25 protein-coding genes are annotated in these 24342 nt (G+C 56.4%); 12 read left to right on the forward strand and 13 right to left on the reverse strand.

Annotated elements, in window-relative coordinates; translation table 11 throughout:
• Positions 1-449 precede the first annotated feature (449 nt).
• Together ahpC and ahpF are read left to right on the forward strand one after the other, a co-directional pair.
• Positions 450-1016 carry an alkyl hydroperoxide reductase subunit C gene (gene ahpC, locus B6S09_RS01400; protein WP_094276705.1) on the forward strand — a complete coding sequence of 189 codons (567 nt, stop codon included), beginning with the start codon at positions 450-452 and terminating at the stop codon, positions 1014-1016.
• A gap of 87 nt (positions 1017-1103) precedes the next feature.
• A complete protein-coding gene (gene ahpF / locus B6S09_RS01405) occupies positions 1104-2645 on the forward strand; it encodes an alkyl hydroperoxide reductase subunit F (RefSeq protein ID WP_094276706.1) in 1542 nt (513 codons plus the stop codon).
• 42 nt (positions 2646-2687) lie between these two features.
• Here the strand turns inward: ahpF and yejK are convergent, their stop codons facing one another.
• Positions 2688-3698 carry a nucleoid-associated protein YejK gene (gene yejK, locus B6S09_RS01410; RefSeq protein ID WP_094276707.1) on the reverse strand — a complete coding sequence of 337 codons (1011 nt, stop codon included), beginning with the start codon at positions 3696-3698 and terminating at the stop codon, positions 2688-2690.
• A gap of 77 nt (positions 3699-3775) precedes the next feature.
• On the opposite strand from yejK, the gene B6S09_RS01415 reads away from it, so the two are divergent.
• Positions 3776-4003: a YejL family protein gene (locus B6S09_RS01415; protein WP_094276708.1), complete on the forward strand. Its 228-nt coding sequence runs from the start codon at positions 3776-3778 to the stop codon at positions 4001-4003.
• Positions 4004-4036: 33 nt separating this feature from the next.
• Positions 4037-5887, forward strand: coding sequence for a DUF3413 domain-containing protein (locus B6S09_RS01420; protein ID WP_094276709.1), 1851 nt, complete (start codon positions 4037-4039; stop codon positions 5885-5887).
• A 44-nt stretch (positions 5888-5931) separates the two neighbouring features.
• On the opposite strand, the gene B6S09_RS01425 is transcribed toward B6S09_RS01420, so the two are convergent.
• Positions 5932-6381, reverse strand: coding sequence for an NlpC/P60 family protein (locus tag B6S09_RS01425; protein WP_211281083.1), 450 nt, complete (start codon positions 6379-6381; stop codon positions 5932-5934).
• Between the two features lie 153 nt (positions 6382-6534).
• Here B6S09_RS01425 and B6S09_RS01430 point away from each other — a divergent pair, with 153 nt between their 5' ends.
• Both B6S09_RS01430 and B6S09_RS01435 read left to right on the forward strand, forming a co-directional pair.
• On the forward strand, positions 6535-7245 hold the full coding sequence (locus B6S09_RS01430) for a 4'-phosphopantetheinyl transferase family protein (protein WP_094276711.1): 711 nt from the start codon (positions 6535-6537) through the stop codon (positions 7243-7245).
• Between the two features lie 12 nt (positions 7246-7257).
• On the forward strand, positions 7258-8094 hold the full coding sequence (locus tag B6S09_RS01435) for a tetratricopeptide repeat protein (RefSeq protein ID WP_094276712.1): 837 nt from the start codon (positions 7258-7260) through the stop codon (positions 8092-8094).
• 320 nt (positions 8095-8414) lie between these two features.
• On the opposite strand, the gene B6S09_RS01440 is transcribed toward B6S09_RS01435, so the two are convergent.
• From B6S09_RS01440 to B6S09_RS01450, 3 genes are read right to left on the reverse strand one after another with little or no spacing between them, the layout of a single operon-like run.
• Positions 8415-9752 carry a sodium-dependent transporter gene (locus B6S09_RS01440; protein ID WP_094276713.1) on the reverse strand — a complete coding sequence of 446 codons (1338 nt, stop codon included), beginning with the start codon at positions 9750-9752 and terminating at the stop codon, positions 8415-8417.
• A gap of 32 nt (positions 9753-9784) precedes the next feature.
• Positions 9785-10855, reverse strand: a complete 1071-nt coding sequence (locus B6S09_RS01445; protein ID WP_094276714.1) for an AI-2E family transporter — start codon at positions 10853-10855, stop codon at positions 9785-9787.
• Positions 10856-10866: 11 nt separating this feature from the next.
• Positions 10867-11091, reverse strand: a complete 225-nt coding sequence (locus B6S09_RS01450) for a sulfurtransferase TusA family protein (RefSeq protein WP_243832745.1) — start codon at positions 11089-11091, stop codon at positions 10867-10869.
• 113 nt (positions 11092-11204) lie between these two features.
• Here B6S09_RS01450 and bepA point away from each other — a divergent pair, with 113 nt between their 5' ends.
• Positions 11205-12647 (forward strand): beta-barrel assembly-enhancing protease, encoded by a 1443-nt coding sequence (gene bepA, locus B6S09_RS01455; protein ID WP_094276716.1) that lies wholly within the window; start codon positions 11205-11207, stop codon positions 12645-12647.
• A gap of 171 nt (positions 12648-12818) precedes the next feature.
• Here bepA and B6S09_RS01460 read toward each other — a convergent pair whose 3' ends face one another.
• The gene (locus B6S09_RS01460; protein ID WP_094276717.1) at positions 12819-13283 is read right to left on the reverse strand and encodes a TlpA family protein disulfide reductase; all 465 of its coding nucleotides are present in this window, start codon (positions 13281-13283) and stop codon (positions 12819-12821) included.
• 50 nt (positions 13284-13333) lie between these two features.
• On the opposite strand from B6S09_RS01460, the gene arsC reads away from it, so the two are divergent.
• Together arsC and B6S09_RS01470 are read left to right on the forward strand one after the other, a co-directional pair.
• Positions 13334-13684: an arsenate reductase (glutaredoxin) gene (arsC, locus tag B6S09_RS01465; protein WP_094276718.1), complete on the forward strand. Its 351-nt coding sequence runs from the start codon at positions 13334-13336 to the stop codon at positions 13682-13684.
• Complete coding sequence (locus tag B6S09_RS01470) at positions 13681-14058, forward strand: DUF2069 domain-containing protein (RefSeq protein WP_094276719.1); 378 nt, start codon at positions 13681-13683, stop codon at positions 14056-14058. Before arsC ends, B6S09_RS01470 begins: the two co-directional genes overlap by 4 nt.
• A 188-nt stretch (positions 14059-14246) precedes the next feature.
• Here B6S09_RS01470 and B6S09_RS01475 read toward each other — a convergent pair whose 3' ends face one another.
• The 5 genes from B6S09_RS01475 to upp all read right to left on the reverse strand — a co-directional run bounded on the left by B6S09_RS01475 (position 14247) and on the right by upp (position 18926).
• Positions 14247-14708: an ecotin family protein gene (locus B6S09_RS01475; RefSeq protein WP_094276720.1), complete on the reverse strand. Its 462-nt coding sequence runs from the start codon at positions 14706-14708 to the stop codon at positions 14247-14249.
• Between the two features lie 524 nt (positions 14709-15232).
• A complete protein-coding gene (gene hda, locus B6S09_RS01480; RefSeq protein WP_094276721.1) occupies positions 15233-15955 on the reverse strand; it encodes a DnaA inactivator Hda in 723 nt (240 codons plus the stop codon).
• Positions 15952-16908: a DUF2066 domain-containing protein gene (locus B6S09_RS01485; protein ID WP_134113945.1), complete on the reverse strand. Its 957-nt coding sequence runs from the start codon at positions 16906-16908 to the stop codon at positions 15952-15954. Before B6S09_RS01485 ends, hda begins: the two co-directional genes overlap by 4 nt.
• A 62-nt stretch (positions 16909-16970) precedes the next feature.
• Positions 16971-18239, reverse strand: coding sequence for a uracil-xanthine permease family protein (locus B6S09_RS01490; protein WP_094276723.1), 1269 nt, complete (start codon positions 18237-18239; stop codon positions 16971-16973).
• 60 nt (positions 18240-18299) lie between these two features.
• Complete coding sequence (gene upp / locus B6S09_RS01495) at positions 18300-18926, reverse strand: uracil phosphoribosyltransferase (protein WP_094276724.1); 627 nt, start codon at positions 18924-18926, stop codon at positions 18300-18302.
• Positions 18927-19188: 262 nt separating this feature from the next.
• Between upp and purM the strand changes: the two genes are divergently transcribed.
• Both purM and purN read left to right on the forward strand, forming a co-directional pair.
• Complete coding sequence (purM, locus tag B6S09_RS01500; RefSeq protein WP_094276725.1) at positions 19189-20226, forward strand: phosphoribosylformylglycinamidine cyclo-ligase; 1038 nt, start codon at positions 19189-19191, stop codon at positions 20224-20226.
• Entirely contained in the window at positions 20223-20861 is a 639-nt protein-coding gene (purN, locus tag B6S09_RS01505) for a phosphoribosylglycinamide formyltransferase (protein WP_094276726.1), read from the forward strand. Before purM ends, purN begins: the two co-directional genes overlap by 4 nt.
• A 45-nt stretch (positions 20862-20906) precedes the next feature.
• Here purN and B6S09_RS18405 read toward each other — a convergent pair whose 3' ends face one another.
• Both B6S09_RS18405 and B6S09_RS01515 read right to left on the reverse strand, forming a co-directional pair.
• Positions 20907-21584 carry a hypothetical protein gene (locus B6S09_RS18405; protein ID WP_094276727.1) on the reverse strand — a complete coding sequence of 226 codons (678 nt, stop codon included), beginning with the start codon at positions 21582-21584 and terminating at the stop codon, positions 20907-20909.
• Complete coding sequence (locus tag B6S09_RS01515; protein WP_094276728.1) at positions 21581-23974, reverse strand: Lon protease family protein; 2394 nt, start codon at positions 23972-23974, stop codon at positions 21581-21583. The genes B6S09_RS18405 and B6S09_RS01515 overlap by 4 nt, the downstream gene beginning before the upstream one ends.
• Positions 23975-24027: 53 nt before the next feature.
• Here B6S09_RS01515 and B6S09_RS01520 point away from each other — a divergent pair, with 53 nt between their 5' ends.
• A complete protein-coding gene (locus tag B6S09_RS01520; protein ID WP_094276729.1) occupies positions 24028-24339 on the forward strand; it encodes a hypothetical protein in 312 nt (103 codons plus the stop codon).
• Positions 24340-24342: the final 3 nt, after the last annotated feature.

A 24342-nucleotide genomic window follows, 5' to 3' on the forward strand; every position in this document is an offset into this window, starting at 1 on the left:
ACAAACATAAAAACCAAAAACATTTGATATTACACAAAGGTTTGTTGTGTTGGGTTACGAACCTTAAAAGCCCGCACAGCCGCTGCCAATGCCGGACAGGAAGGACCACAGAGAAACATCGTCATGTTTTTTTGCGATCGCAAAAAATGGATTTATGGAAAAAAACGGACCGGCAAAAAGGCCCTTGTTGTTGTTTTGTCATATTCAACGGGATCTCCCCCTGTCATGCTCCGGCTTGCTTCCCGACGCGTTTACAGGCAGTAAAACCACTGTCATTTCTCTGACCAAAAAAATTCTTTTTTTCGATCACCCGGCTGCTAACCCAAGCGCATCAATAGTTAAAAGCAATTAATTCAATAGAAACGAACAGTTTCAACAAACAAACACTTCCCTCTACCATGCAGTTGTTCGCAATAACCCAAGCCAATCGCTAATAACAGGAGCAAATCATGGCCGTATCCATTAATACCGAAATCAAACCGTTTGTTGCCCAGGCCTTTCACCAGGGACAGTTCGTGGAAGTAAGTGACGCTTCAATGAAGGGAAAATGGTCCGTGGTGTTCTTCTACCCCGCCGACTTCACCTTTGTCTGCCCCACCGAGCTGGGTGATCTGGCCGACCACTATGCAGAACTGCAGCAGATGGGCGTGGAAGTATATTCCGTCTCCACCGACACCCACTTCACTCACAAAGCCTGGCACGACAGCTCTGAGACCATCGGCAAGATCAACTACTACATGGTGGGTGATCAGTCCGGCACCATCACCAATAACTTTGGGGTTATGCGTGAAGGTCAGGGCTTGGCCGACCGCGCCACCTTTATCATCGACCCCGAAGGCATCATCCAGGCGATTGAAGTGACTGCCGAAGGCATTGGCCGCAACGCCTCCGATCTGGTGCGCAAGATTAAAGCTGCCCAGTATGTGGCCGCCCATCCGGGTGAAGTCTGCCCCGCCAAATGGCAGGAAGGTGAAGCTACTCTGGCTCCGTCACTGGATCTGGTCGGCAAAATCTAACCCCTGCTTTGCCCCGTGCCCGCCGCCAATCTGGCCGGCGGGCCCTTCACACCACGTTTACTTGTTTCCTCTGCACAGGACATCACCATGCTGAATGATCATCTGAAACAACAACTTAATACCTATCTGCAAAATATTGTCTCGCCGGTAGCTCTCAGCGTATCCGGTGATGGCTCTGCAAAATCCAACGAATTAAGAGAGCTGGCTGCCGAAATCAGCGGGCTCTCAGACAAATTGACCCTTGAAGAAGTGACTGCTGCACGCACGCCCAGCATGAGCATTGCCGCCGCCGGCGAGGCACCGCGTATCAGCTTTGCCGGCATTCCGCTGGGCCATGAATTCACCTCGCTGGTGCTGGCCCTGCTGCAAACCGGTGGGCATCCGTCAAAAGCGGACCCGGCGCTGCAAGAACAAATCCGTAACCTTAAGGGTGAGTTTCACTTTGAAACCTATGTGTCACTGTCGTGCCAGAACTGCCCGGACGTAGTACAGGCCCTGAACCTGATGGCCACCCTGAATTCCAATATCACCCATGTGATGATTGACGGTGCCCTGTTTCAGGATGAAGTCAATGAACGTCAGATCATGGCCGTGCCCGCTGTCTACCTGAACGGAGAACACTTTGGTCAGGGCCGCATGACCCTGGAAGAAATTGTCGGCAAGGTCGACACCAATGCCGCCGCACGTCAGGCAGAAGCCCTTAATGAACAGGCTCCCTTTGATGTACTGGTCGTCGGCGGAGGCCCGGCCGGTGCCGCGGCTGCCATTTATGCCGCCCGTAAAGGCGTGCGTACCGGACTGGTAGCAGAGCGTTTTGGTGGTCAGGTAATGGATACGGTCGGCATTGAAAACTTTATTTCCGTGCCCTATACCGAAGGCCCGAAACTGGCCGCCAGTCTGGAGCAGCACCTCAAGGAATATGACGTTGAGCTGGTCACCAACCAGCGCGCAGCTGGCATTCAGCACAAAGATCTGATTGAAATCCCGCTAGCAAGCGGAGCTGTGCTCAAGAGTAAATCAGTCATCCTGGCCACTGGTGCCCGCTGGCGCGAGCTGAACGTGCCCGGTGAAGACCAATACCGTACCAAAGGCGTGGCCTATTGCCCCCATTGTGACGGTCCCTTTTTCAAGGGCAAGCGGGTGGCGGTAGTCGGTGGCGGCAACTCAGGCATAGAAGCTGCTATCGATCTGGCAGGTATTGTGGAGCATGTCACCGTGCTGGAGTTTGCCGACAGCCTGCGTGCCGATGAGGTATTGCAACGCAAGGCCCGCTCCATGAGCAATATCGACATCATCATGAATGCGCAGACCACCGAAGTAGTGGGTGACGGAAACAAGGTAACCGGCATGCGCTATACCGACCGTCTCAGCGGTGAAAGCAAACAGCTGGATGTTGCTGGTATCTTCGTGCAGATTGGCCTGGTGCCCAACACCGAATTCCTGCAGGGATCACCAGTAGAGCTGACCCGTTCAGGCGAGGTGATCATTGATGCTCGTGGGGCCACCTCCATGCCTGGCGTGTTTGCCGCCGGGGATGCCACAACCGTCCCCTACAAGCAGATCATCATCTCGATGGGGGCCGGTGCTACCGCCGCACTGGGTGCCTTTGACCACTTGATCCGGAGTTAACCGGCAACAGATTGCCGCGGGTCACCCCGCGGCTTACATAGCTCAGGCGTCCGGCTTTGCGTTCCCCTGCAGCTGGGCCTTGAGATTGGGCGGTGTCCCCCTGATGGTCAGGGTGTCGGTGGCAGGATCATAGTCAATACGCTCTCCCAGCAGCTTTTGATCAAAGCTGATGGTCAGGCCGCCGCCTGAGCCCACGTATTTGGTCAGTCCCTTCAACGATGAGCGATCCACCGGGAACCGTTCCTCCAGCGCATACTCCTCACTGACAAACTGATAAAAGTCGAGATCGTCATCGGAGCCCAGCTCTGCCGACAGCTCCCTCAGCTCTAGCTCCTCCCCTTCCTTTAATTGCTCCCGGCAATATTTGCTGATGGTGGCCTTGCTTTCTTCCCGCTCTTCCTTGCTCAGCTGGCGGGCATCGCAATAGTCATCCACCGCCTTCATCAGGCCCTGACTCTGCACCTTGGGATCCATGCCTTCAACACAAGACAGAAAGTTAAGAAAGAAGTCCGACACCTTGCGCCCAGCCCGGCCCTTGATAAAGGAGAAATAACGTTTCGATTCGGAGCGGGTCTGCAGTTCAGTCAAATCCAGCCGCGCCGCCAATTGCATACGCCCCAGATCCAGATAGCTGGCCCGGCTCACATCCAGTTTTTCGGTAACGGTCACACTGTCTTTGTTGTCCAGCAGGGCAATCAGCAGATAACGGGCGCCCAGCCACTGATAATGTACAAACAGCAGCACACCTTCTTCCTGCATATCCAGCCGGTTCAGCTCGCCCAGCAGCCGTTCGGCAGCCTGATGAGAAAACGCCGCAAAACCCAGGCTTTGATCTTCCATGCGCCGTACCAAATCGCAAAAACCGGTGTCTTCGTCACTGAAATAACCAAATACCTTGCCGGCCTTGGTATTGTAAATATGGTGCAACTCGCTCATCAGCTGAGTGACGGCCGGACCAGTGGCCAGCTCATCATCACGCTTGGCAAGCGCGGTCTGCCCCTGCTCATTTAAAAACAGGGAATGTACTATGATGTGTTCGATGTCCAGGCTCATATCAGATTGCCATAGAGTTGCCGAATGGGGTGGGGTATTATAGACCCCCTGTTACCAAGTTAAATGATTGAACGCCCATGCCTGTTATTTCCAAATACGACAAACAATTCGACCAGCTGCTGAGTGAACTGGAAGCGGTAATGGACAAACACCGGGCACCGGCAGATTTACGGCTGATGGTTCTGGGCAACCTTGCCACGCATATCATCAATCATCAAATTGCCCCCGGTCAGCGCAAAGCCATCGCCGACAAGTTCGCCAGCGTGCTTACCTCATCCGTCGACACACAAAAAGGGGCGCACTAAGCGCCCTTTGCTTCACCGAGATCCACCACACTCATGGTTGAAACCGGCCCCCAGTATCGCGACCACGTTTCCCGCCTGATCGGCTGGGGACACTGGTTTGTTTTCTTCAACATTCTGCTGGCCATGGCGGTTTCTGTCCGCTATCTGTTTGCCGCCGGTCTGCCCGACACCGTGCTGGGTCTGGGCTATATGCTGGTCAGCTGGGTGGGGCACTTTGCCTTTCTGACCTTCTGCACCTATCTGCTGACCTTGTTCCCGCTGACATTTTTATTTCCGCGGCTAAGAGCAGTACAGTTTCTGGGGGCCGGCCTTGCCACCGGGGCACTGACCCTGCTATTGGTGGACACTCAGGTGTTCAGCCTGTTCGGTTTTCATCTTAACCCTTCGGTATGGCGGCTGCTGCTGGACCAGGCACAGGCCGAAGGGGCACCCGGCTGGGGTTGGCTGTTTGTTCTGGTACCGCTGTTGTTTGTACTGGAACTGTGGCTGGGTGCCTGGTTGTGGCGCTGGAGCCCGCGCCGCTCCCGCAGCCTGTCACGACCGCTGACCCTGCCTCTGCTGGTATGCTTTTTCCTCACCCACAGTGTGCACATCTGGGCCGATGCCACTCTCTATACCCCCATCACGCTGCAAAAAGCCAACTTCCCGTTGTCTTATCCGATGACCGCCAAAAGCTTTTTAATCAAACAGGGCTGGCTGGATGAGGATGAATACCGGGAACGCTCGGAGCAAGTTGCGGACGAACCGCAGCAACAGCTGAATTATCCGCTACGCCCACTGTCGGTACAGCCCCCCGAGCAGGCCCCCAATATTTTACTGGTGGTGGCAGACGGCCTGCGAGCCGATCAGCTGGATCATATCACCATGCCCAACCTGAGCCGGTATGCCGCCCGTCACCTGCGGTTCGACAACCACCTCAGCGCCGGTAACCGGCCCACCCCTGCCCTGTTCAGCCTGTTCTACAGCCTGCCAGCCCACTATCAGCGCGAGGCGGAACAGGCACGCACCGCGCCGGTGCTGACAGACGAACTGCAGCGTCAGGATTATCGCTTTGGCCTGTTTGTCAGTGGTGGCACCGACAGCAGACTCTATAAAGACGCGATTTTCACTACCCTGCGACACCCGGGTATGCGGCCGGCAGCCGGTGGTGCCGAAGGTGACCGTCAGGCACTGAGCGACTTTGCCGGCTGGCTGAGCGGACAAACCGGCAGCCGGCCCTGGTTCTCTTATGTATACCTCGATGCCCTGAATTCTCTTTCCATTCCGCCCGGCATGGAAGGACCGTTTCAGCCCTCGCTGGACAAGCTGAACCCAGCAGCTCCCTTTCAGAGTGAGCAGCACGATGCCTTGATGAACCGTTACCGCAACGCCGTGTTTTACACCGATCAGCTGCTGGCTGCACTGCTCAGCCTGGTCCAGGGTGACGGACGCGATACCATAGTGGTGATCACATCAGGGCATGGTATGGAATTTAATGATAACAAGAACAATACCTGGGGCTATGGCAATGCCTACTCCCCCGCGCAGTTGCGGGTACCGCTGGTCGTGGCCTGGCCCGGCAAGGCAGCAGACCGCATCGGTTATCCTACCAGTCACCTGGACCTGGCTCCTACTCTGTTGCAGCAGGCACTGGGCGTGACTACCCCGGCGCGCAGCTACTCCAGTGGACAGTCACTGTTTCGCGAACGCCCCAACCGCTGGCGGCTGGCCTCAGATGAAGAAGAGTATGCTATTTACCAGCGTGACGACATCACACTGTTTAACCGTCGTGGCGACCTGCAGCTGCTGAATAGCAGCGACTATCGTGAGCGGGAGGGAAGTCATCCTGAACTCACCCTGCTGATGCAGGTGATGAATGAGCTGAACCGGTTTCAGGGGAAGTGATTAAAAAGCGGGACTGAGGGTGCTCCCAGTCCCGCATCATGTGTTTACATCTCGTCGAATACCCGACGGGCCTGCCAGTAACGGCTGCGCCAATAAACATTATCCAGGCTGGAAATGGTAACGCCTACACTGGATGAAGCATGAGCAAACTTGCCATTGCCTACATATACACCATTATGGCGTGTACTACGGCCGGTACGGAAAAAAACCAGATCTCCCGGGCGCAACTCACTACGGTCAATTTCACGTCCCAGCAATACCTGCTCATAGGTGCTGCGCGGCAGCTCCATGCCAAAGGCTTCCTGATACATGGTCTGCGTAAAGGCAGAGCAATCTATGCCCTGATCACTTTCACCGCCAAACTGGTAAGGTACGCCACGCCAGCGCTGATATACCTGCTGCAGATCGGCCAGCATAGAAGGCTGACGTTTTGGCTTCATGGGCGAGGTGCTGATGCTGTAAGTCAGGGAAGAGGACGGCTTTTTACCAGTCATCCTTTTGCCTGACTCGGGTGCGGGTGACGTGCTGCACCCGGAGATCACCAGCAGACTGCCGATAACAATGATATGTTTAAGCATGGTGAACAATGGCAATCGAACAATGGGCCTCAGCATAGTCCAGTTACTGAGTATTTTGCAAAGCGAAAAATGAGTAAAAACAAGGATATTTTTACAGAGCTGCTGATTTGTGATGCAATGACGATAAATTCGCCAGAAGATGCATATAATCAGCTTTCAAAAGCAGAAAAACAGCGCCTGGGTGCCATAACAAATATATTGCAGGCCCGGTTGTTTTTACTGAGCCGTTATCTGCTGCGTCAGCGTCTGGGCTCCCTGCTGAACCAGGCTCCTGCCACGCTCAGCTTTTACCACACCCCCAAGGGCAAGCCGGAACTGGCCAGCGCTGCCCTCCGCTTTAATCTGAGTCATAGCGGCTCATTACTGGCCCTGGCTATTTCTTCTGACGCTGTGGGCGTGGACGTGGAAAGCCGGGTGCTGGCACCCGAACGTATTGCCCGGCTGGCGCAACGCTACCTGACATCCGAAGAGCAACAGTGGCTGGCACAAAGCCGGCAGCCAGGCCATGATTTTCAACAGCTCTGGACCATCAAGGAAGCCGTGCTGAAAGCCGACGGCGGCGGCATTGCCAACAATCTGCACCAAGTAACCTGGCAACCCGGAAGCACCAGCGCCTGTTTTAATCACCATGATTACCGGCTGCACCGCTGGCAGACCGCCGGCGCTACCCTGACGCTGGCCACCGGACACCATCAGCCAGTGCAGTTGCTGTCTCTTGCCGATTGCGCTCCAGCGCTTGAAATTAACAGCCCGCAACCCAATTTAGCTATAAACCCTTAGAGAGACGTTTACATGATCGTTGATATCACGGTAGAAAATTTCCAGCAGGCGCTGATCCAGGCGTCCATGGACAAAACGGTAGTGATTTTCTTCCACGCCGCTCAGGTGCCTGAATGCCAGCCCATGAGCGCACAGCTTGAACAGCTGATTGGAGCCGATAACAGCCATGTGGATCTGGCCCGGGTAGACGTTGCCGATCCTCAGTTGCAGAGCCTGGCCGTGCAACTGGGCCTGCAGGCACTGCCAGCCCTGGTGGCCTTCAAGGAAGGGCAACCGGTGGATATTCTGGAAGGGCCACAGGATGAAAGTGCTCTCAAAACATTCCTCAAAGCCTATTTGCCCAACGAAGCCGAACTGCTGCTGGATCAGGCCAAACAAATGCTGGGGATGGATCCCCAGGCTGCTTATGGCCTGCTGCAGCAGGCAAGAGCGTTGGACGATACTCCAGCCATTCGCCTGACTCTGGCAGAAACGGCCCTGGCCCTGAACAAACTGGAAGAAACCCGGCAACTGCTCGACACCATTGGCATGGCGGATCAGGATGGCCAGTATCAGCATGTATTGGCTCGCCTGGAGCTGGCTCAGGAAGCCGCCGACAGCCCCGAGCTGCGCGAGCTGGAGCAGAAACTGGCATCCTCACCGGAAGATCTGGGGCTGAAAGAAGAGCTTGCGGTGCAGTATTTTCAGGCCGGCCGCCAGGAAGAAGGCCTGCAGTTGCTGATTGAAATCCTGCAAAAAGATCTCGCCTTTGGCGAAGCCAGGAAACTCCTGCTGGACATGCTGACCAGCATGGGTGCCGATCCGGTGGCCTCCCGCTACCGTCGCAAGCTGTACAGCATGCTGTACTGATGCATATTTCACGGATACACACCTGTAGGCCGGGGTTTATCCCCGGCAAATATCATCGCATGATACATCGCTGCCGCGTATAAAACGCGGCCTACAAAACATCGTCACTCCGGCGCAGGCCGGAATCCAGTACATGGTATGCCGCATCGTAAACTGAATACGAGTCTGCAGAATGGAAGCTCCAGCCCCAAACTCCGCTTTTAATTCCTCAAACCCTGGAGCGGACCGGGCAGGCTATGACAGTGTTGGGATTCGCGCTGCTCATCCCAATCTGCTCTTCTTACCGCTGACAGCTTATGGCTTACCGCTCCCCGGCGTAGTTACCAGCTGGAGCCGATCACCAGCACCACCAGCAACGGACAGATCAACCGCACGTACCAGGGCCAGATACGCCAGAACAGGCTGTCGGCCAGTGCCGGCGTGCCTTTAACCAGCTCCTCAAACAGCTTGGCCCGCCCCCACATCCAGCCGCCCAGCACACAGAAGCCCAGCCCCACCAAGGGCTGAATATTCTGGGTGGACAAGCGGATAACAAAGCCGAACAAAGTGCCGAAATTCAGGCAGATCACCACGCTGAACAACGCCAGCGCACTGCCCAGCAGCCAGGTCATCAACGGCCGCGGTGCCTTGAAACGCTCGGTGGCATAAGACACCGGCACTTCCAGCATGGAAATGGATGAGGTCAGGGCGGCGATACCCATCAGCACGAAAAACACCAGCGCCATCCCCAGGCCCACCGGCCCCATGGTGTCGAACAGCGCCGGCAGTACCTGAAATACCAGGGTATCGCTGCTCAGCAGGCTGCCGTCTTCCCCGTAAATGGTGACACCATTATGCATCGCCACGAACATGGCCGGCAAAATGACCAGGCCCGCCAGAAAAGCCACACCGGTATCGATAAGGGTCACCTGAAAGGCGGTGGTGGGAATGCTTTCCTGCCGGCTCAGATAAGAGCCATACATCAGCATGGAGCAACCACCAATGGTCAGCGAAAAGAATGCTTGCCCCATGGCGCTGATCAGCAGCTGGCTGTCCATGATCCTGCTGAAGTCGGGCACCAGATAATGGCGCAGCCCTTCCATCGCCCCTTGCTGCGTGAGAATGTAGCAAAACAGCAGGATAAACAGCATAAACAATGCCGGCATCAACCGGGCCGACCAGCGTTCTATCCCCTTACGCACCCCGGCCTGCACCACCAGTATGGTGAGCAGGTAAAACACCAGGGTCCACACAATATTGCGCCCCAGGCCAAAGGCCTCAAGCCAGTCGGTCACGACCTGCCAGCCCAGCATCCGGGTGATACTGGCCGCCAGAAAAGCCAGCAACCAGCCGGCCACGATGGCATAAAATGACAGTACCAGGCTCGGAACCATCATGCCGGCATATCCGACCAGCGCCGCCAGCCGCTTTTGCAGCGCGGTTTTACCCAGTTTGCGCACAGAGTCAACCGGGTTGGCCTGGCCATAACGGCCAATCGCCACCTCCATGACCAGCATGGGAAAGGCCAGGATCAATACCAGTACCAGATAGGCCACCAGAAAGGCTCCGCCCCCATTGCTGGCCGCTTGGGTAGGAAACCCCCAGATATTTCCCAGCCCCACCGCTGCTCCCGCGGCCGCCATAATAAACCCGAAGCGGGAAGCAAAATGTTCTCTCACTCTGTATTCCTTGAATTATCTTAGGTTTGAAATCAGCCCGTTTTTTCAGGAAGGGTTTTCTGATCAGGCCAGGCATTGATCACCGCCTTGACCAGGGTAGCCAGAGGAATGGCGAAAAACACCCCCCAGAAGCCCCAGAAACCGCCGAACACCAGCACCGCGACAATAATGGCAATAGGGTGCAGATTAACCGCCTCGGAAAACAGCACGGGGACCAGCACGTTACCGTCCAGTGCCTGAATAATACCGTAGGCCACGATCAGATAGAAAAATGGCGGCGTGAAGCCCCACTGAAACAGCCCCACCATAGCCACGGGTACGGTCGCGGCGGCCGCACCGATATACGGGATCAAAACCGAGAACCCCACCAGTACCGCCAGCAACAGCGCATAGTTCAGCCCCAGCAACGCAAAGGTGAGGTAACTGACTCCGCCCACAATCAGGATTTCAATCACCTTGCCGCGCACGTAGTTGGCGATCTGTACGTTCATCTCGTGCCACACCCGGGATATAAGCTCACGGTTTTCCGGCAGAAAGCGACTCATGCTGTGCAGCAGCACCGGTTTGTCTTTCAGCATAAAGAACACCAGCACTGATACCAGGATCAGATACACCAGCATCACCGCCACATTGGTCAGCGAGCTGATGGAAACGCTCAAAATAGCATCAGCCGAACCCAGTACACGACTGCGCAGCTCGGTCAGCAGATTTTGCATCAGGGTCACGTCCACCAGCTCGGGATAATCGTCCGGCAGGGTCAGCAATACTTCCTGGGCTCGGTTTATCATGGTGGGTATTTCCCGTGCCAGATTGGTGCTCTGATTCAGGATAGAAGGCACCAGGCTGACCAGTGACAGCACCAGTAATATCGCAAACACCAGCAGCACAACCCCGGCGGCCGGCCCCCGGCCCAGCCCCAGCCGCCGCAGCCTGCCCACCGGCCACTCCAGCAGATAGGCAATCACCACAGCCGCAAAAAACGGAGCCAGAATATGCCCCATGAAATACATGACCACGAAGCCGAATAACAGCAGCAAAAACAGCACCACGGCACCCGGATCGGAAAAGCGCTGCCGATACCAGTGCTTGATTACATCCAACATGTGACCTGTCCTTATGAGTGTTTGGTAATGATAAGCTCGAGCCGGTGAGACGTTTGTGTAACCACTGTAACACCGTGTCCGATGCGCTTCAGATAGGCGGGAATATCCCGTTGTGAACCCGGATCGGCCAGCACCAGACAAAGCTGTTGCCCGCATGTTGCCGATTTAAGCCACAACTTGACCTCCAGCAAAGGCTGAGGGCAGCGCAGGTGGCTGGCATCCAGCTGTTCCATCATCCTGAGCCCCAGAAAAAGAAGGCATTATCCCCTGCCTGTGGCTCGCAAACAATGCTTGTTCCCCGTGATATGGCCGGTTATTCTGCCTGCCTCCATCGGCAAAAGGTTAAACTATGAGGCTTTGCTCCACGCCCCTGATACTGGCCCTTGCATTGGGTCTCCCCGTTTCTGCTCAGGCCGCAGACAGTCTGCCCGATATCGGCACTGCCGGCGTCAGCGCCATGTCGGTTGAGCGGGAAGCGCGTTTTGGCGATGCCTTCAGCCGGTTTGCCCGGGCCAATCAGCCGGTAGTGAATGATCCCGTTCTCAACGAATACATCACCGACCTCGGCCACCGACTGTTGTCTCAGGCAGACTCGGTACGGTTTCCGTTTCGCTTTTTATTAATCCGCGACGACAGCATCAATGCCAGTGCTTTTCTTGGTGGCGTGGTACAACTGCATACCGGCCTGTTTCTGTATGCCGACAACGAAAGTGAGCTGGCCTCTGTTATGGCCCACGAAATTACTCACGTTACTCAGCGCCATATCGCTCGCTACCTTGAGTCCCGTTCACGCAGTACGCCACTGACCATTGCCGGCCTGGTAGGCTCGGTCGCGCTGGCGGTGGTCAATCCTCAGGCCGGCATGGCTGCCCTGCAGACCACTCTGGGGCTGAAAATGCAGTCAGCCATTAACTACACCCGCGACAACGAGTTTGAAGCCGACCGTCTGGGCCTGCGCCTGCTGCATAATGCCGGCTTTGATCCCAATGCCATGGCCAGCTTTTTTCAGAAACTGGCAGATAAATACCAGTTTGCCAGCACCCCGCCTCAGATGCTGCTGACCCACCCTCTGCCCGCCAGCCGTATCGCCGAAGCCCGTTCCCGGGCCGCCGACTATTCTGCCCGCAAGGTTGCGCCTGCACTTGACTTTCAGTTTGCCAAAGCGCGCATTATGGTGCGTTTGCAGCAATCGGGCACCCGTGAACTGCATAAGTACTTTGCCGGGCAGGCAGCCGGCAACGGCACCTGGCTGCCCGAAGCGGCCCGTTATGGTCAGGCCCTGAGTCTGCTGGCCATAAACAAATCCGACGACGCCCGCCCGTTACTGGAGCAACTTGCTCAAACACATGGCGATAACCTGTTTATTATTGATGCGCTGACCGATCTGGATAATGCCGACAGCCGCCATGACGCCGCCATTAAACGACTGCAGCGGGCCCGCCAGCGGTTGCCCGAAAACAAGGTCGTGATGATCAACCTGGCCGATACCTTGCTGCAAGCCGGACGCCATCAGGATGCCGCCACGCTGCTCGATGACTACTCCCGCCGCTACAGTGACAATCCGCTGGTGTGGGACCTTCAGGCCCAGGCCCTGCGTCCGCTGAGTGATGAATCGGCCTTCCGCCGGGCCCGGGCCGAGCTGGCCGCACTGCAAGGCCGTTATGACATTGCGGTACAGCAAATGGAACTGGCCGCCACCTTGTCTCAGGATGCCATGCAGCGAGCCCGCCTGGGGGCTCGCCTGGAACAACTGCGCCGGCAACAGCAGGATTGGGATGCGCTCAGGAACTGAGGCCCGGAACAACGGGGAACGAAAGACTTTGTCACTCCGGCGCAGGCCGGAGTCCAGTGCATAACGCACCTGACTGTGCAGCATCAGGAGCGGCTGCAGCATAGACTCCTGTCCCCGCCTTCACGAGGATGGCGCTCCTTCACGGGAGAGACGCCGTCAGGCCATGGGCGATTAACTTCTGTTAATATCCGCCCCCCAATAAACTTTCTGCCAGCGCACAATATCTTCGGCTGTCAGCTCCCCCTGGTGACGCTCGGCCAGCTTGCCGTCAGGGTCAATCACAAAGGTAGTGGGCAGCACCCTGGGAAGCTCAAAGGGCCAGGGGCCATCCAGACTTGCCACCACCGGCATGCTCATGTCATGCCGCTCACTCAATGCCTGCAGCGCCTCGGGCGCTAATGCATCAAAGCTCACCGCCAAAACAGCGGGGCCCTCTGTTCGAGTAAGATCATTCAGCAGCGGCAGCTCACGCAGGCAGGGTGCACACCATTCGGCAAAGTAATTCACCACCAGCCAGTTATCTTCAAAGTCCGACAGGCGCTGCTGCTGACCATTGGCCAGAGTCAGCGTAGCCGCATCGCCACATCCCGTAAGGGCCAGTACCACCGCCAAAAACAGCATGCGAAGTTTGCTCATGTCGACTTCCCTTCTATACAATGCCCGCAGCCACGCTACAGGAGTGAATAATGAATCTGTTTATCTATCATAATCCCCGTTGCTCCAAAAGCCGGGAAACACTTGCTCTGCTGGAACAGCAAGGCCTTGAGCCCGAGATTATCAAATACCTGGATACGCCCCCTGATGCAGAACAAATAAAAGTCCTGTTAAGTCAGCTGGGCATGAGCTCCGCCCGGGAGCTGATGCGCACCAAGGAAGAACTCTACAAAACCCTGGAGCTGGCCGGAGTGACCGACGAAGACGCCCTGATTGCCGCCATGACCGCCAACCCCAAACTGATTGAGCGTCCTATTGTGGTATGCAACGGTAAGGCAGCCCTCGGCCGTCCGCCAGAGCAGGTGCTGGATATTCTGAAATGACCACCGCACTTGCGCGCAAGCTGGCGCTGACCGGTTATCTCGGACTGATTGCCTGGGTGGCACTGTGGCATGGGGTGATCTCACCTCATCCCCAGCTGGGTGCCGGCTTTATGCTGGCCATGTGGCTGCCCTGGCTGTTTATTCCTATGCCGGGCATGCTGAAAGGTAACCCCTACACCCATGCCTGGGCAGTGTTTCTGATCATGCCCTATTTTTTGCACTCTCTTACCCTGCTGTGGGTAGACGAAGGAGAGCGCTGGCTGGCGCTGGTGGAGTTACTGCTGGCCACGACCATGTTTGTGGGCAGCACCTATTACGCCAAACTGCGCGGCCGGGAGCTGGGCTTAAGCATTCGCAAGAAGAAAAAGGATTAACTCGGGGTAGCCCTAAAAGTTGCTGAACACTACGGCATTTACGCCCGGTTCAACCGGCAGTTTCCTCGGCGAAATGCAGCCGTTGTGATGAATCACCCTCGCTCTAAAACCAATCCGGTTTAAGCAGATGTAAACAGGGCTTCCGACAGGAAGCCCTTAAATTTGGCGCTAAACCACTCAAATGGATCTTACGATTCTGGTGCCCAGATTCGGATGCTCACATCCAGCTCTGCCGGAGCATACACAACGACAGGCAATTTGCTGTTGTAGCGGTACAGATCTTTATTGTACAACTTCACAAACTTTTTGACTTTGGGCTGATTAGCCGGACATGCCATCAGGGTAGAAGCACCGCTTCCTGTATAGCCTTCAATCTGATAGTAGGTGTAGCCCCAACCTTTCAAATCGTGCTCGACAATTTGGCCACTCAGTAACAAACCGTTGCAGTCCAGCATCATATCCTTGCCCGCAATGATCTCAATGCGCTTATCATGCTCATTATTTGTCGGATCAACATAAAACACATGACGGGTTAATCCATCGATTTGCGGATACATCTCCGCAGAAGGTTTTGTATAGTCTGCTGCACCCATCGCAGTACATCCCGTCAGCATCAGTACGCCAGCACTCAACCAAAGGCTATTTTTCATTGTTTAACCCTTATTAGCATTATTAAGGTATTATCCGCGTTAAGTTACGATACGAAACACACCAAAGCATAACACAACTTATCAATTGAGATTTGAAGGGTTAATAGCTAAAAAATCATAAGAATTCAGCGCATTACTTCAAATGCGTCCGGTGATTTACAGCAGGTCTGGCTTTCCCCCCATTCATATACATGCTTTTTCAAGCCTCCACTTTTGAGATGAGCGGGTAATGCTCGGCATCAAGTGAGTATGTCTGCGTATTTTTTAACAAGCCCGCGCAGCATTGAATTTGTCATTCCTGCAGGCATGTATCTTGGGAGCATAGGTCGCAATGCAGCGGGCATTGAAGAAGTCATTCGTTAAGGATACGAACCGGTCTGGACTAGCCAACTTTGCGTGCCGAATGGCGTGAGCACTATGATGCCGTCATAAAACATCAAACCATTCCCGTCAAAAAGCGTGCTTGAACGCTGGTCAGGATAAAAACACACCAAATCGGCGACCGGCTCCCCCATCCCCGCTTGTTAAAGTCCCAGTATTTCCCGGGTGAACGGCAGGCTGAGCTTGCGCCTGGCCTGAAATGACGCGTTATCCAGCAGGTCCAGTGCCGCCAGCAAGGTACTCATATCCCGGGACAAACGGCTCAGCAACAACCGGCCCACATCGGTAGGCAACTTGAAACCACGCAACTCGGCACGCAGTTGCAAGGCACTGAGCTTGCCTTCGTCATCCAGGGTTTTCAGCTGATAAGCCACTCCCCAGTCCAGCCGCGATGCCAGATCCGGCAGACTCAGCCCCAGATTGCGGGATGGTGCCGACGCACTGATCACCAGACTGCCTCCCGCCCGCTCACGCCGGCGGTTGAAGAAATTAAATACCGCCCGTTCCCATTCATCCACACCGGCAATGGCATCCAGATTGTCGAGGCATACCAGCGGCAGCAGTTCCATCCCTTCCAGCAGACTGGGGGACATGCGCTTATAGGCATGCAAAGGCAGGCAGGTAGCAGCCTCGCCGGCAGCGTTGACGTCGGCACAGGCAGCATGCAGCAAATGAGAACGGCCGGAGCCGGCCTGTCCCCAGAGATAAATAACTTCATCACCCTGCCCCACCGCCGCATTTTTAAGAGCGGTGATCAGCTGAACATTATCTCCGGGATAAAAGCTGGCAAAGGTTTCATCGTCGGGCAATTGCACCGCCAGCGCTAGCTGAGCCGGTTGTTGCTCATCACCGACATCCTGGCTCACTGCATTTGCTCCAGCCGGTAACGGCGATCACCCAGAGCAGACAAACCAGCACGGGTCAGTGCCGGGCTGGCCGACGGGGACGACAGCACAAGGCGGAACCGTGCCTGATCGCCGGCACTGTCCAGCACATTGATTTGGGTAATCCCTTCAAGACGGGAAAGCCGCTGTTCAAGGCGTACCACATCCGAAAACTGCTTCAGACCCGTTACCACTATGGTCAGCTCGCCGGGGGCATCATTGCCAGCCTGCAACGCCTCGGCTGGGGCATGGTTCTCAGGCTGCTGCACAGGCTCTGCAGCCTGATGCGATATCCAGTAATCATTCACCGCTGCGAGCAGCCCGGTGGCCGAGCGAGCCTGCCCGCGGGTCAGCGGCTGGACGCTGTTTTTGTCATACAAACGCCAGTTCAGCCCGGCTCCCTGTTGCTGTACCGCCAGCCACATACCGGCGCCATAGCGCTGGCTGGCTTCGGCCAGGCTGTTACCGGACAAGACGCTTTTATCAACCTGCATATGTTCCTGCAAATCCCACAGCGGCCAGAGCAACGGAATGGCATATTGACGAGAGGCCTCGCGCCAGCCGGTGTCGGGCATGTCTTTGACCCGCCCGTCCTGTACCTGCCAAATCAACAGGGTCGGACGCTTTCCGGTCCAGACCTTGAGGCCGGCACTGTGCAGCAGCGGGCTCAGCTCGGCCCCGGAAAACTGTACCCGGTAACCACCGGCAGCCGGGGTACTTTCACTGTAGCGAGACCAATTATTCAGAATTTCATCGCGCACCCAGGAGGCTGGACCCTGCTCACCGGCCAGGCGAGACAGCAGCACGTCCACTGCCTGCTCCCGGGCCTGTTCACGGCTGTAGGGGGCAGTGTCGAGTTGCACATCAAAGACCGATGCCGCCGCGGTGCCAGCCACACACAACAACATCAGTGACAGCAGCAATTGTTTCAGCATAATCAGGCCATTGTAGAAAACACGAGGCTTATGATAACCACTGACCGGTGCGCATGCCAGAATCAATGGGGCCGCTCTTTGGGCAACACCAAGTTCAGCACAATGCCGACAATGCCGCACAAGCTGATGCCTTGCAGGCTGAAATCACCAATACCAAAGGCCATGCCGCCAATGCCGAACACCAGGATCACCGCCACAATGCACAGGTTGCGAGCCTGAGACAAATCCACCTGGTGCTTGATCAGGCTGTTCAGGCCCACGGTCGCAATGGAGCCGAACAGCAAAATCATGATGCCCCCCATGACCGGCACCGGAATGCTCAGCATCAGAGCACCAAACTTGCCCACAAAGGCCAGGGCAATGGCAAAGCCCGCCGCCCAGGTCATGATCACCGGGTTGAAGTTTTTGGTCAGCATCACGGCACCGGTCACTTCAGAATAGGTGGTGTTGGGCGGACCGCCGAACATAGAAGCCGCGCCGGTCGCCAGACCGTCCCCCAGCAGAGTACGGTGCAAACCGGGCTTTTTCAGGTAATCCTTGCCGGTCACTGAGCCGATGGCCAGCACATCGCCGATGTGTTCAATGGCCGGCGCAATGGCCACCGGAATCATGAACAATACCGCCTGCCAGTGCCACTCGGGAGCGACAAAGTTAGGCATAGAGAACCAGGCCGCGTCCCGCACCGGTGTAAAATCCACCACGCCCATGGCCAGGGCCATGCCATAGCCCACCGCAATACCGGCAGTAATAGGTACCAGCCGGAATACCCCTTTGGCCAGCGTAGATACCAGCAAGGTAGTGAGCAGCGATGCCAAAGACAGCCACAGGGCAGTGCCGTGCTCGACCAGTACCGCGCTGCCATCCCCACTTTTACCTATGGCCATGTTCACTGCCATGGGAGCCAGCCCCAGGCCAATCACCATGATCACCGGTCCTACCACTACCGGGGGCAACAACCGGGTCAGCAAGGCGGTACCCCGCCAGCGCACCAGCTGACTGAGCAGCACATACATGATACCGGCTGCCATCAGGCCACTCATGGTGGCGGGAATACCCCAGGTTTGCACGCCATAAAGAATCGGCGCAATAAAGGCAAAGGATGAAGCCAGAAAAATGGGGATCTGACGTTTGGTGCACAACTGGAACACCAGAGTACCAATGCCGGCAGTAAACAGGGCCACGTTAGGATCCAGGCCGGTGATCAGCGGCATCAGCACCAGAGCGCCAAAGGCCACAAATAACATCTGGGAGCCCGCCAGCGCCTGGCGCAGGGGTGTGTTCACCACCGGCTGGCCGGAAACCAGCTCCTGGGTGCGTTCAGCGGAATTCATTAACTGATAACCTCAAAAAAATACAGAAAAAAACCGGCCTCTGCCGGTTTTCACATGCTGTTATTTGGTACCGAAAATTTTGTCGCCGGCATCGCCCAGGCCAGGAATGATATAGCCATGCTCATCCAGCCGCTCATCCACAGAAGCGCAATACAGCTCCACATCCGGATGTGCTTCGGCCAGCGCCTGCACCCCTTCCGGCGCAGCAACCAGCACAATCACCTTGAAATGGTTACAGCCATGCTGCTTAAGCAAATCAATGGTGGCAATCATGGAGCCGCCGGTAGCCAGCATGGGGTCCACAATCAGTGCCAGGCGTTCATCAATATGACTGACCAGCTTGTTGAAATAGGAGACCGGTTGCAGGGTTTCTTCATCCCGGTATACCCCCACCACACTTACCCGGGCACTGGGCATATGCTCGAGCACGCCGTCCATCATGCCCAGACCGGCGCGCAGAATGGGCACCACGGTGACTTTTTTGCCCTTCAGCTTGTCGACCTCGGTAGGGCCGGTCCAGCCATCGATGGTGGTTTTTTCGGTTTCAAAATCGGCAGTGGCTTCGTAGGTCAGCAGGCTGCCGACTTCCTTTGCCAGTTCACGAAAGCGTTTGGTGCTGATATCGGCTTCCCGCATCAGACCCAGCTTGTGTTTCACCAAAGGGTGTTTAACCTCAACGACTTTCATCAACAATTCTCCCGGCGCACTGAACAACGACATAAAAAACCGCGGAACTCTAGCATAAAATAGTGAGCCACGGCAGACTTTCAGCCTCAATTTTAGCAAAAGCACACCGATACGGTTAACGCGGTTCGGCACCGGGTTGGCGCTGCCAGTGGCACTGCTCTTCGCATTAAATTAGAATAGCCGGCGAACCCCTTAGCCTCAGGCCGGCAACGGTGCCAAAGAGCCCCGGGCGGGCCAAACACCAATGACAAGGTAATAACACGTGACGCAGAACAAACCCCTGAGCTATAAAGACGCCGGTGTCGACATTGATGCCGGCAACGCCCTGGTTGAACGCATTAAAGGCGTCAGCCGCCGTACTCAGCGCCCGGAAGTGATGGGCGGTCTCGGGGGCTTTGGTGCCCTTTGCCAACTGCCCACCGGTTACAAGGAACCTGTACTGGTTGCCGGTACCGACGGCGTAGGCACCAAGTTGCGCCTGGCCATTGACCTTAAACGCCACCAGGGCGTGGGTATCGATCTGGTCGCCATGTGCGTCAACGATCTGATTGTCCAGGGTGCCGAACCGCTGTTTTTCCTCGACTATTACGCCACCGGCAAACTGGATGTCGACACCGCCGCCGACGTGGTGACCGGCATTGGTGAAGGCTGTGAGCTGAGCGGCTGCGCTCTGATTGGTGGTGAAACCGCAGAGATGCCCGGCATGTATGAAGCCGGTGACTATGACCTGGCAGGTTTTTGTGTTGGTGTAGTTGAAAAAAGTGGCATTATCGACGGCACCAAAGTCGCCGCCGGCGATGCCCTGATCGCTCTGGGCTCCAGCGGTCCTCATTCCAATGGTTATTCGCTTATCCGCAAGATTCTGGAAGTCAGCAACGCCGACCTGAACCAGCCCCTCGGCGAAGCAACACTGGCCGATGCCCTGATGGCCCCTACCCGCATTTATGTGAAACCCGCGCTGGAGCTGATCAAGCAATTCGACATCCATGCTCTCAGCCACATCACCGGTGGCGGTTTCTGGGAAAACATTCCCCGCGTACTTCCCGTGGGTGCCAAGGCCGTTATCGACGGTGCCAGCTGGCAGTGGCCGGAAGTATTCACCTGGCTGCAGCAGGCCGGTAACGTGGAAACCCACGAAATGTACCGCACTTTTAACTGTGGTGTGGGCATGGTCATCGCGCTGCCCGCCGAGCAGGCCGACACTGCGGTCAGATTTATGCAGGATGCCGGCGAAAATGCCTGGGTGATCGGTCATATCGAGCAGGCCGCCGAGGGCGAAGAGCAGGTCGACATAAAATGAAGCGCATCGTGGTGCTGATCTCCGGCAACGGCAGCAACCTGCAGGCATTACTGGATCAGGCGGCCGCCGGCCGCCTGGGTGGCAATGTCGTTGCGGTGATCAGCAACAAGGCAGATGTTTACGGTCTGGAGCGGGCACGCGAAGCCGGTGTGGATACCGCCGTACTGCCGGGCAAAGACTACAGCGAGCGGGAACGCTTTGATGCCGACCTGATGCAGCTGATAGACGGCTACCAGCCGGATCTGCTGGTATTGGCAGGCTTTATGCGCATTCTCACTCCCGGTTTCGTACGCCACTATGCAGGACGGATGCTCAATATTCATCCTTCCCTGCTGCCCAAATATCAGGGCCTGAACACGCATCAGCGGGCCATTGACGCCGGTGACGACGAACATGGCTGCAGCGTCCATTTTGTGACCGAAGAGCTGGATGGCGGCCCGGTGATTCTGCAGGCCCGGGTGCCGGTGTTTGCAGAAGATGACGCCAGCGCCGTGGCTGAGCGGGTACAGGTGCAGGAACATGCCATCTATCCGCTGGCAGCGCGCTGGTTCTGCGACGGCCGGCTGGCTATGAAAGACGGCAAGGCCTGGCTTGATGGCGAGCCCCTGCCGCCTCAAGGCCACGCCGGCGACTAAGCCCCCCACATGTAAATATAAAAAGAATGCTTCGGCATTCTTTTTTTATGTGCCGTCAGCGCAGGATTGTGCCGGCAATAACAGCACCGCATTAATAGCCGTACTGCCAGCCTTTGTCAGCACCGGGTTATCGGCCCGTGCCAGCACCAGATCGGATCTGAGCGGCACATGACGTTGCACCTGAAACGGCAGCTTACTGCGCTCTGCCAGCGCTTGCCCCAGCGCCAGCAGCTCGGTGTCGTTACCATCATCCAGCAACACCACAATACGGCTGAAGGGGCGAAAACGTGATCCCAGCAGCAGCAGCAATGACCGCTGCAATCCAGCCAGCCATGCCGGCAATGGTTCCCCCGCGCTCAGCATCAGCACCGCCACCTCATCAGAACCAGCCGTGCCCAGCATCCGTTCCCGCCGGCCCCGGGCCAATTTCCAGCTCCAGTTCAGGGTGTGCCGCGCCGCCAGCATGGCCAGCCGCTGCTCAAGCTGCTCTCTGCGCTGGTGCAATTGCCGGGCCAGCTGCTCACTTCGCAGCGGCCGGGCTCGACCAGTCAGCTGGCTGATCTCTCGGCTGCAGGGCAGTTCACCACAGCGCAGCAACACATCGTTTTCGATAAATACGGTGTGCAGACTGGCTCCCTGACTGGCAGCAAAACTTACCATCGTCTCCAGTTGCTCCGGCTCACCGGAAGTCAGCTCCAGATACCAGACCAGGCGCTGTATCATGGTGCTTTCTCCTCAGTACCAGGGTCTTCCTGCTGTTTTTTCTGCACCTCCGCCAGCCTGGCCAGCCGCAGCTTGACCCGGCCGTTTACAGAATGAGCAGGGTAATTGCCATTGTTATCAGCTTCTCCTGCAGAAAGGCCGGTCAGCAAAGCAAGGGCTTCATCCATCTCAGTCACCGCGTAAACACAAAATTGTCCCTCAGCCACAGCCTGGCGAACCTCCCGGTTCAGCATCAGGTTATCCAGATTGGCCGCCGGGATAATCACCCCCTGCCCCGGTGCCAGCCCTCTGGCCCTGCACACATCAAAAAAGCCTTCTATTTTTTCATTAACGCCGCCAATAGGCTGAACCCGGCCAAACTGGTTGATAGAGCCGGTCACCGCCAGCGCCTGATTAACCGGCACCTCTCCCATGGCGGAGATCAGCGCGCAGCACTCAGCAATGGAGGCGCTGTCGCCTTCGATCATGCCGTATGACTGTTCAAATGCGAGGCTGGCAGATACCGGCATGGGGCCTTCCGCTGCATAACGCTGACTCAGAAAGCGCGACAAAATCAGCATGGCTTTGGCATGAATGGCCCCGCTGAGTTTTACTTCCCGCTCAATATCCAGTACCGATCCGGTCCCCAGACGGGCAGTCGCGGTGATACGGGCCGGCTGGCCGAAACGGTAGTTACCCAGATCCAGCACCGTCAGGCCATTTACCTGCCCCACCACACAACCTTCAGTGTCGATCAGCTTGCTGCCTCGCAGAATCGACTCTTCCATACGCCTGTGTATTCGCGCCGCTCGTTTTCGGGCTGTCGTCAGTGCCCGTTCCACTGCCTCACCATCAATATGGGCCTGGCTGTTGTTCTCGGTAAGATAGTTCGCCTCCTGCAGCAGATCGGTCAGGTGCTCCGTTAATGCCGACAGCCGCTGCTGATCACTGGCCAGCCGGCCGGCATACTCAATTACACGGGCCACCCCGCAACGGGTTAGCGGGCGTAAATCCTGCTGACGCGCCAGCCAGCCGATAAAACGGGCATAGCGCTGCAGGCTTTCATTGCTCACTTCTATGTCATCGTTGTAATCCGCCTGTACCTTGAACAGCTTTCCAAAGTCGGGATCATGAGCGGCCAGCAGATAATAAAACCGGCGATCCCCTATCAGGATCACTTTCAGATCCAGCGGCACCGGCTCAGGCTCCAGACTGACGGTGCTGGCCAGACTGTATACATTCTCCGGTGATTCAATGCGGATCTCTCTGGCATACAACGCCCGTTTCAGGATCTCCCACACCATGGGCTGTTGCAGCAGGCGCTGCACATCCAGGATCAGGTAGCCACCGTTAGCCCGGTGCAACGCACCGGCACGGATCAGGGTGAAATCGGTCAACAGTGCTCCCTGCTCTACATGATGTTCAACCCGGCCCATCAACCGGGCCAGGTTGGGCCAGTCTTCATACACAACCGGAGCTCCCTGCATATCGGCATTATCCACCAGCAAATTAAGCCGGTAGCGGGTAAGCAGAGAAGCAGGCAACTCCCCTTCGCGCATATGGGCCAGCAACACATTCACATTGCCGGACAAATCCTGTTGTATGGCTTCCAGGTGCTGAATGGCCGGTTCACAACCGGCATACTCCCGGCGCAGCTCATCAATCAGGTTACCGCCGGCAAACATTATCATTTCTTCATTCAGCCACTGGATGTGCTGCTGGGTTTCCCGCTTCCATAAGGGAAACTGCTGCAGCACATCCTGCAGCCTGGCTTCTACCCGTTCAATCGCCTGCTCCATGGCTGCCCGCTCGCCTTCGGGCAGCTGATGAAACTGCTGGGCATCCAACACATCCTTTTTTTTCTGCGGGGCAAGCGTAAATCCGGTGGGTGTCTTGAGCAGGGCGACCTTTTCAGCTCCGGCCAGTGCCTTGATTTCATTCATGGCTGTGGCCTGACGCTCCACCAGTTGCTGGTTCAGCTCATCCAGCCGGTGATGATATTCCTCTGTCTGAAAAATGGCGGGAATAACCTGCAGCAACTCCTCTACCAGTCGTTCCAGACTGGCACGAAAACGCCGTCCGCCCCCCGCCGGCAACCGTAGTAACTCGGGCTTTATTGCCTCTTCAAAACCGTGTACATAGCACCAGTCCGCAGGCACGGCTTCACTTTCGGCCCGACCGCTGAGAAAGCGGTGGATCAGGGTATGCCGGTTACAACTCTCCGGTGCCATCATGTAGATGTTAAAGCCCTGGCGGCGAATACCGGTGCCAAACGACAGAGCCTCCAGCAGTTGCTCCTGCCCCACCAGAGCACCGCTGTCACTGAGCTCATCTGTTGTGCTAAAGCTGAACAGGGCCTCATCGCAGGCACGATAAAGCCGGTGGGGGTCAAGCGGGGATATAGCGGTCATGGCAAGCCTCACGCAAATTCTTTGCACAAAGCTTAGCCAATAAGAAGCGAGCAATGTTCTGCTCACAAGCTGCAAATGCACGCCACCTTCTGACGTACTGCGTTCAAACCGGCCTGGAAAAATGGCTGCGTCAGTCAAGCTGGGGCATGCAATGCAAAAACTGGAGCGAGCAAGAAGAGCTGTTTAAACTGGAGCAGCAAATCTATCAGCCCGGCGGACAAGTGACTGAAAACAATGGTTATCAGCTGGAGCTGGCCTTTCCCAAATATTTGCACCAGCAGTCTGTTGGTCTTGAAGTGGTTTTAACGCCCGAGCAGCCGATTGGTCCCGGGCCGCAGCGCACCATTAACTGCAATATTCAGTAGGGC

It is taken from the genome of Oceanimonas baumannii, from assembly GCF_002245495.1.
GTDB classification, from domain to species: Bacteria; Pseudomonadota; Gammaproteobacteria; order Enterobacterales; family Aeromonadaceae; genus Oceanimonas; species Oceanimonas baumannii.